The sequence below is a fragment of the Leptospira levettii genome (assembly GCF_002812085.1).
In the GTDB taxonomy this organism is placed as follows: Bacteria; Spirochaetota; Leptospiria; order Leptospirales; family Leptospiraceae; genus Leptospira_A; species Leptospira_A levettii.
In genome coordinates, this window is the sequence record NZ_NPDM01000007.1 from 71,267 (window position 1) to 85,964 (window position 14,698).

The window sequence follows — 14,698 nt, forward strand, 5'->3', positions numbered from 1 at the left end:
GCAGGTTTCTTAGGAGAATCGACAATTTCTGGAGTGCTATTGGTCTAACCAGTGCAGAAAACTTCCAAAAGTTTGTAAGAGAGCAGGGACCCCAAAAATCTGGGAATGGAGTGGGAGACTGTCTCCATGGGTGAGGGCAGTGGAAGTCCTGTGGACATAAGGAATCCCTTTTCCTTTGAGGAGGAGGGCGAGTTTTTCCGATTCTTCCGCCGAGATGACGGGGTCGGTTTTTCCATGCAGAAGGGACACAGGGCCACTTAACATTTCCAATTGGTAAAAGGGAGAAAGGTTTTCTGGCATTTTTTCGGGCACAGTATCCAAAACCCGTTTTGCCAAACTGATTCGGAACGTACGGTCAAGGTGGACCTGTTGGAAAAACTCTTTTGCGCGACTGGAAGATTTTTGTAGTTGGAGTTCGGATTTTGCATTTTGCCCAGTTCGTTTGAGTCCGTTGTCCAGGGCAGCTTCATAGTATACGATTTGGAGTTCCTCCGCAATTTCTGGTTCAAACCGATGGAGCATATTGTATAAAATAACGTACACAGCGTATGGATCTACTTCGTAATGAGAGAAAACAAAAGGGACTGCTTCCAAAAAATTACAATACCCACCAATGAGCATACTCGATTTGATTTTGTCCCGAGTGTTGGATCTGGAAGCTGCAATGATTCCCATACCCGCAGAAAAACTAGCAGATAAATACCCTAAGTCATTACCGTTAAACAATTGTTTGTTTGAATGGATCTCAATCATCAAATTTTGAATATTGGAGATGGTAGTTTCTTCGATTTTTAATCCTTTGACTTCTGGAAGTTCGGGTAAAATGACACTATGCCCAGTACTTGCAATGTTTTCTGCTAAGTCGATGATCCTTTGGTCATCGATGCCCATAGCACTCATTCCATGTTGGATGTACACTCCTGGTAAGGATGTTGGTTCAGTGTCTTTGGGATAAAAAAGAAAACTACGACGACCCGTTTCGGATAAAGTGAATTCTTTTCGTTCGAGAGATTTTTTTTGTTTGATTCCGGCATAACTCAAAATCAGAGGCAGTGCCAAAACATAGGGTTTCATTCGACTTTAGTTTTGAGGAGTGGGGAATTTTTCCAACAATAAAATCAAATACAACCTTCCCATATATTCATCTCCACGTCGGTCTTTTAAATTAAAGATGAGAATGTATTGGCGAAAGTGTCCGAGTGATATGGGAACTAATTTGTGGTTTAAATTTTCTGGTGGTAAGATATCAATTTCGTAACGACCAAGACGCATTTCTGTAATCAATTTACCTGCTATTTGATTGGCAAATTCCATCATGATGGATGCAGAGTGGGCTCGCGAAGTTGGATCAATTTGAAAGGCTTTGGCTATTTTTGGTAATAGTTTGAGTTTAGTATAACCATCGAGTGCTAAATAGAGTTTTCCATTGATGTCACCTACAAATTCAACAAGGGTACAGTTTTCAAAACAAAGTCCTTCATTTTTGGACGGACCATATGCTTCCCTTTCGGCAAACACCAGTAAGGTTTTGTAAAAATGGTCAGGTAATACTTGTGAAACCGTTAGAATGAATTTTTCATCGATGAGTGGATCCATTTAAGCAGCGTGGTAGAGGATACTCTCTTCTAAAGAGCTATATGCTTTTTTGATCCAAGCATCAAACCGTAAGTCAGGAATGAGTGGGTTGGAATAACCTAGTGCCACTTCGGAAGGGTATCCCAATTGGTCTAGTTCTTCAATGAATTGTTGGAAAAAAGAAGAAAATGATTCTAGGCGTTCGTTGGGAATCAGAGCCGCATATAAGTCTTCTTCTAATTGGAAAAGACCAAGGCCAAGTACGGATTGTTTGATTCCCATATGGTTGAGTCCAATGGCAAGTTCCGATTGGAAGTTGGTATCAATGAACTTAAATAAAACCAAGGTCTTTTTTTCGGAAGTTTCAAATGAGGTTTTTGCCATTTGGTAAAAATGGGAGACTGTATATAGTTTAGTGAACGGGTGTTTGGTGACTTTTGCGTATTCACGTTTTGCCAGTATTTTTTCTGATAAATTGGTTGTTTCTTCCCAGAACACTTGGATGTCTTCGTTTGACCAACCTTCTTTGGAAGTAAAACATAAAAATCCGAACAGATTCGCGTTGATGGTGAGTGGAACATATAACTTACGTTTGTTTTTGGAAATCACAGGTAGAGATTCTCTGATTTGGTTTTCTTCCCATTCATTCCATTCCACTGGATTGTCGTCTGTTTCGACTAACATTTCTGACTTTTGCCAGTAACATTCCTTAAATTCTTTTCCATCAAAGTAAACATATTGGATGGAGGAGAGTTTAGGACTTGTGAAGGAAAAAGGAAATTCCTTTACCGTATCACAAAAAAGATTTCGTTCTTCCAATCGAACGGATTCTCTCGCAAAAAAGATAGGGTCTACTTTCCATAAGATCTCTTTTGGTTTTGGTTCTTCTGTAACCTCATTGGAGGCATCAGTTGTGTTTGAAATTTGTGTATCAAAAACTCCTTCTGAAGTATGAGTCTCCATTGTTTCCTGATTTGGACTTCCCTTTGTATCGGATAAGGCAACTTCGGTTGTTGGGCTTGTTTCAGGAGAATTGGTAAAAGACTGTAAATCCAAACTGTATAAAAAGAGAGTGAGGAGAAGGCATGAAACAGTGAGCAGAGTGAAACTTACCCAGGAAAAATAAAAGAGGGTTTGCAGGGTCACACCAATAGCAAAAAAAATGATAGGAATTGTATATCGTTTCATGGTACCTTAGCCGTTACTCAATATAACGGGTAAAATGGGGATTCGCTAAACTGATTTTCCTTTTCCACTAGGGGCAAATGAAACTCTATTCCGAATTAGCAGAATACTATTTTACCATCGAAGAACCCAGCCGGAAGTTTTCGGAAGAAATCTTATTCCTCCGAGAAACTTTCAAGCGACATAAAATTTATACCGTACTCGACATTGGGTGTGGGACTGGGGAACACATCAAAGAATTACAAGGGATGGGTTTCAAACCACATGGTGTGGACGGATCACCACGGATGCTCGAAATCGCAAAAGCCAGATTCCCTCATTGTAGTTTTGAACATGGAAAAATGGAAAACTACGTCGCCAAACAACCAGTTGACGGAGTGATTTGTTTGTATGGAACCTTTAATTATTTGGTAAATGATGATTTGGTTCAAAATTTCCTGCGTAATTGTTATAAAAACCTAAAACAAGCTGGGTTACTTGTTTTGGAAATTTGGAATGCCGATCCCATCCACCGCATCAAACGAAAACCCATTACTACCGTAAGTAATGTCAGACAAGGGACAACTTCAATAAGAAGGAACCGTGGATTTCGGTTAACAAGAGCAGATGACGTAGCCATCGTAGAAGTGAATTATGTTTATAATTTAAACCAAAAGGATTTAAAAGACAAACATACAATGCGAGTATTTCATTTCCCACAAGTCAGGAATTTCTTAGACGAAAACAAATTTGATATCTTAAACGTGTATAGCAATTACGACGGAGAAAAGTACATCAAAACGGGCGCAAGGATGCTCATCGTCGCCAAAAAGAGGTCTTGACTTTCTATTTTTAGTACGGTATCTCATTCTATCGGGAGAACGTATGTCCAATTCAAACCATTTCCAAGTGATCGTGATTGGAGGAGGGCCTGGTGGTTATGTCGCTGCCATTCGTGCTGCCCAACTCGGTTTACAAACATGTGTTGTTGAACGAGACAAACTCGGTGGAGTTTGTTTGAACTGGGGTTGTATTCCCACCAAAGCATTGTTAGAAAGTGCACATGTTTTAGAACACTTAAGAGAAGCATCCAAATTTGGAATCTCAGCTGACAATATCAAAGTCGATTTTGAAGCCGTGATCAAACGTTCCAGGTCAGTTGCAGACCAAATGGCAAAGGGTGTTGAGTTTCTCATGAAAAAAAACAAGGTCACCGTGGTAAATGGTGAAGCTAGTTTTACAAATGCAAAAACCATTGAAGTAAAATCCAACACGGGAGAAACCTCATCCCTTACTGCAGATTATTTTATATTGGCAGTGGGTGCCAAAAACAAAGCTCTTCCATTTTTACCATTTGACGGCAAACGCGTGTTATCTGCGAGAGAGGCCATGGTGGAACCGAAGACCATTCCCAATTTAGCGATTATCGGAGCTGGTGCTATTGGTGTCGAGTTTGCTGATTTTTATGCGAGTATGGGATCTAAAGTCACCATCATTGAATACCAAGACCACCTCCTTCCCAATGAGGACAAAGAAATCTCTGGGATACTTGAACGTAGTTTTAAAAAACGAGGGATTGAACAGTTTTTAAGTTATGGTGTGGAGACTGCGGCAGTCTCTGACAAGGGCGTCGAACTCACGTTACTCGATAGAAATTCTGCTAAAAAAGAGAAATTAAACTTTGATAAGGTGATTGTGGGAGTTGGGATCTCACCAAATACCTCTAACATTGGCCTTGATGCCATTGGAGTGAAATTAAAAAATGGGTTTGTGGAATATCTAGGAAACTATAGATCCACTGTGGATCATATTTATGCAATCGGTGATTGTATTCCCACTCCATCCCTTGCCCATGTAGCAAGTGCTGAAGGGATTCGGGCAGCTGAAGATATCTCGATTCGTATGGGAAATCCTCACCACATCCAAATCCAACGATTGAATTATGCCTATATCCCTGGTTGTACGTACTGCCATCCAGAAGTTGCGAGTGTGGGCCTTAGTGAAGATAAAGCAAAAGCCATGGGATATGAAATTAAAGTGGGTAAATTTCCGTTTACAGCGAGTGGACGTGCGCAGGCACAAGGGGATACAACGGGGATGGTCAAAATTGTCTCCGATGCCAAACATGGCGAAATTTTAGGAGCACATATCATTGGGCAAGGAGCAACAGAACTCATCGCAGAACTAACGCTAGGTGCCAATATGGAAATTACCATAAGAGAACTTGCCAATACCATCCATGCCCATCCTACCTTAGCGGAAGGGATCATGGAAAGTGCTGCGGCAGTGCTTGGTGAGGCGATTAATATATAAGTGAATGGATACGGGGACGGGAATCAGTTTGCATTCGGAGTTTCATTGGAACTTTTGAAGTTGATTTATTCCCCGTATAATAAAAATTATATGGAATTTATCCAATTTCATTTTAAGCTAAGTTAGATAAAGTTACTTTTAACAAATGAAGTTGAACATTCTTTACTTACAAACTTTCTTATGTTTGTTGCAAAATTGCGATGTCGGATTTGGAACATCTGGTAGAGACCATTGCAAAAATTATACACCAATATCATGGGGAAATACAAAAACCAGTAGGGCTACTGAATTTAGACAATGTATGGACAGTTTAAATTTTCTTTCTCAAGCTCAAGTTTTTGAAAACAACAGGGAATTATTTGATCTATTAGCCATCGACTGCGCTTTAAAGTTTAGTAATCTGAAAAAATGTGATAATGAAAGTTACTTGCCATATCCAATACCTTTTAAAAATTAAAGTAAGTCGTAAACTGCGCATAACAACATCTTAACGCCTAACTTCGCCTTGCATAAGAAGGTAATGTTCCAGTGCTTAACTTTCGATTCCGGAATTTAGGTTCTGACGATTTAGGTAAGTATGTTCGTTTGTATTTCGATTTTTTTGGTATGAAAAAACCTATCGAGTCTATCTTACATACGGTTAACCACAGGCTATGGCCAATTCCTAATCATTCCTGGTTTTGGTACCAGGAATGGAACGAAGTTATCTTTATGCATTACCAAGTGGAAGGGAAACGGTTACGAGAACTTGTTCCTCTTCATTTGGAATTGGATCAGTATGATGGAGAACATTGGGTATCAGTAGTTGCCTTTACCATGGACCGCGTACATCCAAGGTTTACATTCCCCATACAATTCCTTTCCACCTTTCATGAAGTGAACCTTCGCACCTATGTGACACGGAATGGAAAACCCGGTGTGTATTTTCTCAGTATCGAAGCAGAAAAAATCCTACCAACACTCTTTGCGAGATTGGCTTCGGGACTACCATACGAACATTCTCCGATCAATCGGACAAAACATTCTTACCGATTGCGTGGAAAACGTTGTGAGATTGGAATTGAATTTTTAAAGAAAGAAAGAATTGGCTCTCCCTCTCCCAAAGAATTTTGGCTTACGGAACGGTATTCTTTGTACAGAGGGAAAAACCCAGAGGAAACAGCAATGGATGTGCACCACAAACCTTGGGAATTGTTCCAAGTGGAATTTTCGAAACTAAACCTTCGTTATGCGGCCTACGATGGGTTAGTCAATTTTGGAAATCCAAACGTATGCCATTATTCACCTGGAGTGCAGGTGCTTGCCTGGTTGTGATATAAATGGGAAGAAAATTTGTAAGATACATCCAGTTCGAAAATTCAAATTGTGGCTCAAATGATTTTACGCTAAGTAACAATCAAAGTAGAAATTCTATTGTTCAATACAAAGTAAGGAATACGAACCTGTACAGTTCAAGCCGGAACTCGAAAGTGATGAAGCGCCTGTTTGATGATACTGAGTCGTTGTAACTTGACCAGTTGAACCATTGCTATAATTGACACAAGTGAGTGTAGAAAAAGTAGTCCAATTGCCCGACATTCCGCTGATACCAGTCGTGACAGATGAAGTCCAACTATTGGTTAATGTTCCAAAAATAAAAAGCCCATTTGCATTGGTAGTCATAATTGGAGTCACTCCGTCTGCTCTCACATAATTAGTATTAGGTTTTAATACCCAGTCAATTTGTCCATCTCCCACATTGGCAGTTACAGATGCCCTACGGCAAGGAATTGAACTACAACCAGACTCATCTACAAGTAAAGCTTTGTAATTGGAACTACCAGGTGGTTTACCGCTATCATTATTACAAATAGAATCTGCACCGGCAACACTGCCAATTGATGTGATAAAATAGGTTATAGAAGTGACGAAAGTTTTTAAAGTAAGCATTGCAGGTGAAAAAGACACTTCGTCTGACAAAGCACTTTCCTTTCTATTAAAGGAATTTTCGGCAGAAATTTTATAATAATAAGTAACTCCATTGATAATTCCTGAATGTGTGAGTTTCGCATCTTGTGTTACCAATTTGTTTGCAGTTGCAATATCTACATTGGGTGATGTCGACCAATAGACATTATAATGGCTCGCACAATATATGGGATTCCAGGTGATTACAACTTGTCCGTTACTTGGGAAACCCTTTACATTGATTGGCTTCGCTGGTGGTGCGGTAGTGATATTACAACTCGTTTGTAATAAAAGATGATCCACTCCACATTCTGTATTAGAATCATTGAAATTGCAAATACCCCTTGGTTTGCATTCCGAAAATAAAAGAAATACTAAAAGTAGGCTATGAAAGAGTTTGATGGCCATGGAGACTTTTGTAAATTTATTGACAATCTATAGAATGTCAATGATAGAAATTTAAAAAATATCGTCGCCTGTAAGGCAAAAGAAATCGCATCGTGAGCATTGTATCCCGAATGTCGAACTTCCGAGCTAAACTCGAAGACTTGCCTTCCCCTAATGGAGAAAGAAATCTGAACAAATAAATTGATGAAATGAAATGTTATTCGATTTTAATCGCCAGCTAGAGTAAGATCATTAAAATTGATTGTATTTTATGAAAGGCAAGTATATTAAAAAAAGTAAAATTCAAACTCTGATTTTGAAGGAAGATTAAAATAAAAAATACTCTTTTATAAATTGCCTTCGCTAGAGAAAACTAAAACAGATTCCGATGAACCCAAAAGAGATGTTTTATGATTTGGGAGAACTGTGATAAAATACAAAACTGCAAAAAATCAGTCATATTACCTTTTGCCGTTTGGATCATCATTGTAAATTTGAACTAAATTTGATTCATTTCAAAAATGGTTACAGTTCACGGATTCTATAAAGGAAGTTAGACTATGAAAGTTAAAATCCTCACGCTTGTGATATCCCTCTTCTATGGTAATGATGCAGAATGGCTAAAGAAAAGATAGAATCTCCAAGTAACCAAATCTAAATGAAAAATACCCATGCATTAACTCTCTTAATTCTCCTTATTTGTAAATGTTCGACTTCCCATCCCAAAACGTTGGAAGCAGAAGTGCTGACTGACGAAAGTTACGGATACTTTCGATGGCATAATTCCATCCGAGATGGTTATGTAGTAGTAGAAACAAAAATCTTCCAAGATCCAAAGGAATGCCATGGGGAATACAATTGTTCAACGCAAGACCATATCAAAAAGTTTGCGAATCTTCGGCCATCGGATCCTTCCCTCGCGATCCCTCTCAAACTGGGAGAGTATTATGCGATCACAAAACTTCGGTATGGCAATGCCTCCTTCTTCTATTGTCAAACAAGTGATCTAACAATTTATCATGGCTTTCAATTTAGAGAACCCTATGATCCAAAAAATCCAACGGTTCCTTACACTTCGAACACATGTGAATTTTTAAGGGAAGACAAAGTGGTTTGCCCTTCCATTCAGATTTCCAAAAAAGGAATTCAGGAAATCAAACTGTCAGTAGGAGAGATTAGGGGGAAATCGATTTCGTTTCGGCATTTATTGGAATCGAATCTAATCTTATCTACAATCAGTTTATTGTATTGTGGGCCAGTATTGAGAAGTGTTGATTTGATTGTGGTTGAGGAGAGAAGGTATTGAGAAGCAGAATTTGCCACAGACCAAACGAGGTCTTTTACCTAAGCGTTACGTTGTTGTTATTCGTAATGTTTTTGTGATGAAAGCTAATTTACTTACTCCAATTTTCAATACTTAAACCAGGAATCATGGAGAAATGTTTTTCATTGTTAGTTACTAATGTGTAATTTAAAAAGAGAGCAGTGGATCCAATTAATAGATCAAAATCATCGACAGTATTGCCTTTTTTCTGTAGGCTGGCTTTGACCTCACCAAAGGTTTCCACTATTCCTTTTGTTATTTCAATCACAGGAAAAAGTTCACCAATTCTATAGACTGTAGCTAAATTTTTCTCTCTACTTTTTGATTTCTTGGCACCAAATATAAGTTCGCCGTAAGTAATCACCGAAATGGCTTTAGACAGATTTTTTCTTTCGAGAAAGATTTTTTGAACGTTTTCATTACCTTTCAGACTATAGATGATAATATCAGTATCAATCAAATAGCTCATCTGTTATCCTTGTCCGATTTTTCTTTGATCTCGAAGATTTTATTTCAGTAATTAGTTCTTTGGCGGTTTTATCATCATGCCAGGAATTGGTTAGTTTCAGAAACTCAATCGTTCTTGACTCGCTTTCAAAGCCATCTCTCTCCAGATGATTTTCAATGATTTTGACAACTTCTTGGCTGACAGATCGATGTTCTAATTCCGCCCTTCGTTTCAACGATTCATAAAGTCTGTTGTCAATATCTCTCACTTGTAAATTTGCCATTTTTTTGAACCGATTCTGAGCTTGGACTTACTTCATGAATTTGCAAGCATTATTCATGTTATTTTGTAAGTTAATTTTCAATCCATGACTTAAATAACTGACTTAAATCAATACCAAAATGATGTGCTTCGAAAGAGGGCTGTAGAAAGGAATTTGGAAATCATTGGTGAAGTTGTCAAAAAAATTCCTGATTCGAAGAAGTTTGAAAATCCAGACGTTGAATGGAGACAATTTGTCGGATTACGAGATTTTATCGCACTTGGTTATTTCGTAATTGATGATGAAATCATTTGGAATCCAGTAAATCTATTGAATGCCATTCCTTGAACGAATTGAGTTGATCAAAAATCAGATTTAGATTCTAAACCTAACAGGAGCCAAGTGGCATTCACCTGGCCCCTGTGTTTGTATTGGGAATTTACTGCTCTACACAAATAATCCTATTAGCATTATTACATGTGTTGGTTGTAGTTTCAACTAATGTCGTTGTACTCGCTCCAACTACTCCTGTGACACCACTCACACCACCATTCGAACTTGTCCAATTGGTACAATTTACGTCATTGGCAAGGTTTCCGCCAGTGATGGTCATACCTGTCCAAAAACGAATTCCGTTACTACCTAGTGCAAAATTTATCTGCATCGTCGTATTAGAATCACGAAAGATTCTGTTGGATGTCGTTGTAGAACCAGTTGTATTGGAAGGGTCGGTAATATTCGAATAGAATGTATTCGCCTTTAATACCCAGTCCGTATAAGTCATAGTCCCTGTAGGATTGCCAAGCGCTTCTCTAACACCAGGAACAGTGACCATTGCTTTGTATGTTTTTCCTTGAACTCGGTTTGCATCTCCATTACAGGCTGCGTCTGCACCTGTTATGCCACCAACTGCAATGAGACCACTCCTTCCTGAACTTGTTAAAAATATATGACACCTTGTGGAACAGGGAGCGGAGGCAGATTGTGCGAGGAGGAGGGCAAATAAGGTTGTGTCGTCGTTACTATCTTTAGAAGTGTTGCAAGCGCTTAGGAAAGCACTAGCAAAAACAAGGAATACCAAGGAATACCAAGGAATACCAAGGAATACCAAGGAATACCGTTAGATCCATTTTGTTTGCCGTTTTTCATAGGTTCAAATCTGGGAGAAACGTTCCAAGGTGGCAAGAAAGAATTGGAGGAAGAGTGTGTGGCAAATCAAAATTTTCAAAGAGGTAATAGTTGGGGAAAGATGACAAACTAGTTAGGTGAGGGGTTTTTTGTCTATCCACCTAATGTCTGTCCGAGGGTTGGGGAGTCGAAAAATTAATGTATTGAAAAAAGGCACACATGACGCCAGGATTTAAAAAGTGATTTTTGACTGGGACCAAGAGAAAAATAAATTCCTCGCATCACAACGAAATATTTCCTTTGAAAGGATCGTTATCGAAATAGAAGCGGGAGCATTACTTGGAATCTTGGAACATCCAAATAGTGAAAAATATCCGAACCAACTCATACTGATGGTGAATATAGATGATTATGCTTGGGTAGTTCCTGTCATTAAAACGAAAAATTCGTTCTTTCTAAAATCAGCATCTCCTTCGAGAAAACAAACAAAACACTATTTAAAAAAGGAGAACTTTCATGAAACTGAAACTGACTGAGGAAGAAAAGGAATTAGAATTAACTTTCGAACGAAATGAATGGAAGCCTGTTTCCAATCAAAAGCACTACTTAAATCAGTTTAAAAAAGCTGCCAAAAATACGTTAGCCAAAGATAAGAGAATGAATATTCGTATTGCTGGAAAAGACATTCAATTATTAAAAACAAAAGCCCTTGAAATAGGAATCCCCTATCAAACTTTAGTATCCAGTATTTTACATCAATACGTAACGGGAAAACTAAAAGAATATTAGAGAATTAATCATTCAATAAAAAATTGTAAAGATGATGCGCCAGCGATTGCAGCGGAAATCCTTTTTGCGGAAGCAAAAGATTGGAGCGGAAAGCGCGGTCACATCTTCCATCAAATGGAACTCCACCAAAGGATTGTGAGGCGCCCCGCACTTCCATATTTTAGAAACGCATCTTAGTCTTCTGTAATCTCCAGGCATCGTTTCATCCAATTCCATGTTTCTACTGGGCGTTCGAAGGGGAAAAAATGTGTGAAACCTGGGAAGATGGTCACATCCGAATTGGGATGAACTTTTGTGAGTAGGTTTGCATACTTAGGACTACAAACTTCGTATGATTCGGGTATGGCGATGTGGTTTTCCGTTTTGATCCCATAGAAATTTTTAAAGACATGGAAGTGGGCGTGCCCAAAAATTTTGGCTTCGACTCTTGGGTCACAACAAAGTTTCACTTCGTCATCATGGCCTGTTGGTATAAAACAAGAATTGAGATAATCTTCAAAGATGGAAGGTTCAAAATTGGCAAAGGCTGGGAACTTTCGAAATGACCGCCTAACAAGCTCTATGGATTTGAAATGAGTCCTTCTTTTTTTGGCACCTTTGGCAAGTGGGTTTTCTAAAAATTTAGAAAGTAAAATGAGTTTCCAACCAAGGATGACTGGGTCCATTGCTAGAACTTTTGTAAATCGTTTGTGTTCTTTTTTTGCAGCGAGTAGCGAGGAAGCACCTCCGAGAGAGTGGCCGATGATAGTTGTTTCGTTAACCGATTCATGGTCGAGGAGGGAAAGGATTTGGTCTCGGAATACATTCCAATTTTGAAAGTCCAGCGTGAAGGCAGAACGACCATGCCCAATGAAATCGGGTGCAATCACTCGGTAGTGTTTTTTTAATCTTTCATAGTAATACTGGTAACAACCTGCACTATAGCCATTGGCATGACAAAAAACTAGGGTGGGGCCTGGTGTTTCTGAATCTAAATACGCAGTATCCCAATTTTTGTATCGAAAGGATTTAAGTTTCATTTTTCTATTTGACCCTTCCCGATTTGCATCGGATTTTGTCTCTATCCCATGCAATTCCAAGTCATCCTCTTCTTCTGTATAGCTGTATTCTTCAATGCATTGGCGAATATTTTAATCAAAACATCTTCTATGCAAGACAAACAAGTCACACCTGGAGAAGGTTTTTGGAATCTTGTGTTCACTGTTTTTAATCCTTATTTTATCGCAGGCCTTGCCAGTTTCGGATTGGCGTTGTTAGGTTATCGTTATGTTTTGGGTAAAGGATTGAAGTTATCCTTGGCATATCCTGTGTTTACTTCTAGTGGATTTATCATTGTTCTGATTGCTTCCGCTATTTTTTTTAAAGAACGTTTGAATTTTACCCAGTGGCTTGGGATTTCTTTTATTTTAGTGGGTGTATGGCTTACCGCCTTGCAGATGTTTGACGTTAACTCTTGAACACAAAATTCATTCGTAATTCTATAATTTCGATTTTTCCTTCTTTTCTCCTAAAACTTTGTTTTTTTCTCCTACTTAGTTTCCTTTGTTTCTGTAAAAAAGAGTCTGCCACGCCAGAAAAAAACCTTCCGGCCGAAGAAGCAGGGAAACTTGCACAAACAAAACCAAATATCATTTGGATTGTGATCGATAGCCTAAGAGGTGATATCATTGGGCAATATAATGTAACACCTAACTTAGATTTGTTTGCAAAAGAAGGAATTCAATTCGATTACCACCTTGTGAATGCTGCCTGGACAAGGCCCTCTACTTTAGTGTTTTTTACTGGGAAATATGCTTCTGCCAATCCTGTGAACTTTTGGGATTACCCAACGACAAAATCCGAAGTGGATGCTTTTTATCGTTCTGAGAAAAAACCTTTGCCCAAGGTGTTAAAGGAATTTCAATACAATACGGTGATGGTGGGGAATAATCCATTTTTGACCGATAAATTTGGGTTAGGTGTAGACGTTGGGTTTGATTCCTTATATGATTTTTCGAACTATAGTGAAGACACCAAAAAGATAACCAAAAAAACAATGGAAGTATTGGAAGATGTTTCCTCCAAGGGAAGTCCTTTCTTTTTGTTTTTGAATTACAATGACCCACATAAACCTTATACACCTCCCTCTGGATTTACCAATCGTATCCAAACTAAGGAAATCTTAGACGAACGGAAGTTAAACTATTTGGGAGAAGTTGCCTTTGTGGATGAAGAGTTGGGTAAAGTATTTGCCGATCTCAAAGCAAAAAACCTTTGGGATAACTCACTGATTCTCATCACAGCAGATCACGGGGAAGTGATGCATGCCTCACACGCCATCTCTCCCTTTACTGGAACCAATACCTATTATGGCCATGGACAAGATTTGTTTTTAGAGAATATCCATGTTCCACTTCTCATCAAACTCCCACATGCAGAAAAACAAAAAATGGTGAAGGCGATGACTAGGTCAATAGATTTGTACCCGACGATCCTTGATTATGCGGAACTCCCCATTCCCAAATCCATCAATGGATTGTCACTACGTCCGATCATTGAAGGTACGGAGACCACCAAACGAACTTACTATGGGGAAACTCGGTTTACACAAGGGTATGGAGAAGGAAAGGAATTTTTATTACAAAGGTCTTATCGCTTCCATGAATTGGGAAAATTTTGGCAAGGTTCTGTGGGAAATGAATTTTATTTGTACTTCGATACATCAAAAGATCCAAATCAAATTAGTCCCATTCGCATCAACCAAATGGCAAGTATCGGTGAACTTAAGTTAGATGCAAAATTAGAAAAAAAAATCCAAAGGTATTGGAAACAAATTCGATCCATGGAACCAAAACTTCCTTTATACCACCTTTGGATTCGGCCTAACCCATTGGAAAAAGAAACAGAGATTCAAATCAAGGTACAAAGTGGGATCATTCGTTTAGCAAAATTCCCAAACACTGTGGTTGTGGAAGAAAAAGGGAAGGTAATCAATATCCACACCAAGGATTCGCAACCTTTCCAAATCAGTTTTGAAGTGTATCCTGATGTGAGTTTTCCTGAGTTCCAAGTTTGGTTCGGGAAGAGGCAAGTTTCCAAATCAGACATCCATATTGGGTATTTTGGAGTGTCTATGTCAGCTTGTTCAAAAGACTGTGATCTGTTATACGAATCACAATCCATTCGTCCCATCATTCATCCCGAAACTAAAGTTCATTTTTGGAAAGAAGGTGGACAAAAAAAATCCTACGAAAGTAAACAAGAGTTAGGAACAGATGCTTTGGATATCTTAAAAAAACAAGGGTATGTTCAATAGTCCATAGATAATCAATAACTTCTATTGTCTGTGTTTTGATTCTGTTCGGTATTGAAGAGTATCAAT

The 14,698-nt window shown here is 38.6% G+C and carries 17 protein-coding genes; 9 read left to right on the plus strand and 8 right to left on the minus strand.

From position 1 onward, the window contains the following. Positions 1 to 36: 36 nt before the first annotated feature. The 3 genes from CH354_RS16390 to CH354_RS16400 are packed head-to-tail and all read right to left on the minus strand — an operon-like array spanning position 37 to position 2,763. Complete coding sequence (locus CH354_RS16390; protein WP_100727352.1) at positions 37 to 1,074, minus strand: alpha/beta hydrolase family protein; 1,038 nt, start codon at positions 1,072 to 1,074, stop codon at positions 37 to 39. 6 nt (positions 1,075 to 1,080) lie between these two features. Continuing rightward, positions 1,081 to 1,596, minus strand: coding sequence for a chemotaxis protein CheX (locus CH354_RS16395; protein ID WP_100727351.1), 516 nt, complete (start codon positions 1,594 to 1,596; stop codon positions 1,081 to 1,083). Continuing rightward, positions 1,597 to 2,763: a hypothetical protein gene (locus CH354_RS16400; protein ID WP_100727350.1), complete on the minus strand. Its 1,167-nt coding sequence runs from the start codon at positions 2,761 to 2,763 to the stop codon at positions 1,597 to 1,599. Between the two features lie 77 nt (positions 2,764 to 2,840). Here CH354_RS16400 and CH354_RS16405 point away from each other — a divergent pair, with 77 nt between their 5' ends. The 3 genes from CH354_RS16405 (at position 2,841) to CH354_RS16415 (ending at position 6,366) form a co-directional block, all read left to right on the plus strand. Beyond that, complete coding sequence (locus CH354_RS16405) at positions 2,841 to 3,581, plus strand: class I SAM-dependent DNA methyltransferase (RefSeq protein WP_100717607.1); 741 nt, start codon at positions 2,841 to 2,843, stop codon at positions 3,579 to 3,581. Positions 3,582 to 3,624: 43 nt separating this feature from the next. Beyond that, positions 3,625 to 5,052, plus strand: a complete 1,428-nt coding sequence (gene lpdA, locus CH354_RS16410) for a dihydrolipoyl dehydrogenase (RefSeq protein ID WP_100727349.1) — start codon at positions 3,625 to 3,627, stop codon at positions 5,050 to 5,052. Between the two features lie 528 nt (positions 5,053 to 5,580). Next, positions 5,581 to 6,366 (plus strand): YqjF family protein, encoded by a 786-nt coding sequence (locus CH354_RS16415; RefSeq protein WP_243396123.1) that lies wholly within the window; start codon positions 5,581 to 5,583, stop codon positions 6,364 to 6,366. Between the two features lie 96 nt (positions 6,367 to 6,462). Here CH354_RS16415 and CH354_RS16420 read toward each other — a convergent pair whose 3' ends face one another. Beyond that, a complete protein-coding gene (locus CH354_RS16420; protein ID WP_165780361.1) occupies positions 6,463 to 7,302 on the minus strand; it encodes a DUF1554 domain-containing protein in 840 nt (279 codons plus the stop codon). 742 nt (positions 7,303 to 8,044) lie between these two features. Here CH354_RS16420 and CH354_RS16425 point away from each other — a divergent pair. Beyond that, positions 8,045 to 8,692 (plus strand): hypothetical protein, encoded by a 648-nt coding sequence (locus tag CH354_RS16425; RefSeq protein WP_100727347.1) that lies wholly within the window; start codon positions 8,045 to 8,047, stop codon positions 8,690 to 8,692. An 88-nt stretch (positions 8,693 to 8,780) separates the two neighbouring features. Here the strand turns inward: CH354_RS16425 and CH354_RS16430 are convergent, their stop codons facing one another. Together CH354_RS16430 and CH354_RS16435 are read right to left on the minus strand one after the other, a co-directional pair. Next, positions 8,781 to 9,179, minus strand: a complete 399-nt coding sequence (locus tag CH354_RS16430) for a type II toxin-antitoxin system VapC family toxin (protein WP_100727346.1) — start codon at positions 9,177 to 9,179, stop codon at positions 8,781 to 8,783. Then, positions 9,163 to 9,441: a FitA-like ribbon-helix-helix domain-containing protein gene (locus CH354_RS16435; RefSeq protein WP_100727345.1), complete on the minus strand. Its 279-nt coding sequence runs from the start codon at positions 9,439 to 9,441 to the stop codon at positions 9,163 to 9,165. Before CH354_RS16435 ends, CH354_RS16430 begins: the two co-directional genes overlap by 17 nt. 93 nt (positions 9,442 to 9,534) lie before the next feature. Between CH354_RS16435 and CH354_RS16440 the strand changes: the two genes are divergently transcribed. Further along, positions 9,535 to 9,768 (plus strand): HepT-like ribonuclease domain-containing protein, encoded by a 234-nt coding sequence (locus CH354_RS16440; RefSeq protein WP_100727344.1) that lies wholly within the window; start codon positions 9,535 to 9,537, stop codon positions 9,766 to 9,768. Between the two features lie 91 nt (positions 9,769 to 9,859). On the opposite strand, the gene len is transcribed toward CH354_RS16440, so the two are convergent. Beyond that, positions 9,860 to 10,531, minus strand: a complete 672-nt coding sequence (gene len / locus CH354_RS16445) for a Len family endostatin-like outer membrane lipoprotein (RefSeq protein WP_243396125.1) — start codon at positions 10,529 to 10,531, stop codon at positions 9,860 to 9,862. 256 nt (positions 10,532 to 10,787) lie between these two features. Here len and CH354_RS16450 point away from each other — a divergent pair, with 256 nt between their 5' ends. After that, positions 10,788 to 11,084, plus strand: coding sequence for a toxin (locus CH354_RS16450; RefSeq protein WP_100727343.1), 297 nt, complete (start codon positions 10,788 to 10,790; stop codon positions 11,082 to 11,084). Next, positions 11,065 to 11,337, plus strand: a complete 273-nt coding sequence (locus CH354_RS16455; protein WP_100727342.1) for an antitoxin — start codon at positions 11,065 to 11,067, stop codon at positions 11,335 to 11,337. Before CH354_RS16450 ends, CH354_RS16455 begins: the two co-directional genes overlap by 20 nt. 173 nt (positions 11,338 to 11,510) lie before the next feature. Here the strand turns inward: CH354_RS16455 and CH354_RS16460 are convergent, their stop codons facing one another. Next, positions 11,511 to 12,356: an alpha/beta fold hydrolase gene (locus CH354_RS16460; protein WP_100727403.1), complete on the minus strand. Its 846-nt coding sequence runs from the start codon at positions 12,354 to 12,356 to the stop codon at positions 11,511 to 11,513. A gap of 48 nt (positions 12,357 to 12,404) precedes the next feature. Between CH354_RS16460 and CH354_RS16465 the strand changes: the two genes are divergently transcribed. Both CH354_RS16465 and CH354_RS16470 read left to right on the plus strand, forming a co-directional pair. Next, the gene (locus CH354_RS16465; protein ID WP_100717614.1) at positions 12,405 to 12,794 is read left to right on the plus strand and encodes a DMT family transporter; all 390 of its coding nucleotides are present in this window, start codon (positions 12,405 to 12,407) and stop codon (positions 12,792 to 12,794) included. Positions 12,795 to 12,820: 26 nt separating this feature from the next. Then, entirely contained in the window at positions 12,821 to 14,632 is a 1,812-nt protein-coding gene (locus CH354_RS16470; protein ID WP_420843839.1) for a sulfatase, read from the plus strand. Positions 14,633 to 14,698 lie beyond the last annotated feature (66 nt).